Here is a 1,496-nt window from a genome sequence, read left to right on the forward strand (position 1 = left end):
GGCCAGCACCGAGGCGATCAGGTCGTCGCGCAGCGCGCCGAGCGCCGCCGCGTGCTCGGCCCGCCGCCCGACGGCGATCTCCGCGGCCGCCGCGAAGCCCGCGGCGGCGGGTGCGTCGAGGGTGCCGGAGCGGACGTCGCGCTCCTGGCCGCCGCCGTGCAGCAGCGGGACGGGCGCGGCGCCGCGCGAGAGCAGCAGCGCGCCGATGCCGAACGGGCCGCCGATCTTGTGCCCGGTGACGGTGACCGCGGTGAGCCCGGAGTCCGCGAAGGAGACCGGGACCTGCCCGAGCGCCTGCACCGCGTCGGCGTGCATCGGGATGCCGAACTCGGATGCCACGGCCGCGAGTTCGTGCACCGGCTGGACGGTGCCGACCTCGTTGTTGGCCCACATCACGGTGACCAGGGCGACCGAGCCCGGGTCCCGTTCGATCGCCTCGCGCAGCGCCTGCGGGTGGACCCGCCCGAGTCCGTCGACCGGCAGGTACTCGACGGTGGCGCCCTCGTGCTCGGAGAGCCAGTGCACCGCGTCGAGCACCGCGTGGTGCTCGACCGGGCTGCACAGCACCCGCGTACGGGCCGGGTCGGCGTCCCGCCGGGCCCAGTACAGGCCCTTGACGGCGAGGTTGTCGGACTCGGTGCCGCCGCCGGTGAGGACGATCTCGCTCGGCCGGGCGCCCAGCGATTCGGCGAGCGACTCGCGCGCCTCCTCGACGACGCGGCGGGCCCGGCGGCCGGCGGCGTGCAGGGAGGAGGCGTTGCCGACGACACCGAGGTGCGCCGTCATCGCCGCGATCGCCTCGGGCAGCATCGGCGTGGTCGCCGCATGGTCCAGGTATGGCATAACCCTCCGATTGTAGAGGGCGTTTCCCTCCCTTGTTCCAGCCCGCTCACCGATCAGGACAGCCCCCTCCGGGACCGGTTTGGGCCACCGGGCGGCCCAGCGGTTAGCCTGACGGACACTTCTCGTCGGATCTCGGGGGACGCCATGTCGCAGTCGGTCGACCGCGCCCTCACGCTGCTCGGGTCGCTCGGCGACGGGCCGGTGACGCTGGAGCAGGCGGCGGGCAGCATCGGCGTCCACAAGTCCACCGCGCTGCGCCTGCTGCGCACGCTGGAGGAGCACGGCTTCGCGCAGCGCCAGCCGGACCGCCGCTACCGCCTGGGCGGCCGGCTGCTGTCGCTGGCGCACCGGGCGCTGGAGGAAATCGACGTCCGGCAGGTGGCCGCGCCGTACCTGGCCGCACTGAACGCGCGCTGCGGTCTCACCGTCCAGCTGGCCGTCCTGCAGGACGGCGAGGTGCTGTACGTCGACGAGCTCGCCGGGCACGGCGTCCGGCGGCCGTCGCGGATCGGGCGGCGCGCGCCGGCCACGGGAACGGCGATCGGCCGGGTGCTGCTGGCCGGGCTGCCGGCGGACGGCGCCCGCGAGGAGGAGCTGCCACCGGAGCTGGCGGCGGTGCGCCGCCGGGGCTGGGCGGCGGAGTCGGCCGAGCA

General features: G+C 75.7%; 2 protein-coding genes. One reads left to right on the forward strand and one right to left on the reverse strand.

Annotated elements, in window-relative coordinates:
• A partial coding sequence (locus AB0O00_RS39065) for an aminotransferase class V-fold PLP-dependent enzyme (protein ID WP_363659426.1) occupies positions 1-843 on the reverse strand: 843 nt, incomplete at its 3' end.
• Between the two features lie 144 nt (positions 844-987).
• On the opposite strand from AB0O00_RS39065, the gene AB0O00_RS39070 reads away from it, so the two are divergent.
• On the forward strand, positions 988-1,496 hold a 509-nt coding region (locus AB0O00_RS39070; RefSeq protein WP_363659427.1), incomplete at its 3' end, for a helix-turn-helix domain-containing protein.

It is taken from the genome of Kitasatospora sp. NPDC093558 (genome assembly GCF_040683475.1).
Lineage (GTDB): Bacteria > Actinomycetota > Actinomycetes > Streptomycetales > Streptomycetaceae > Kitasatospora.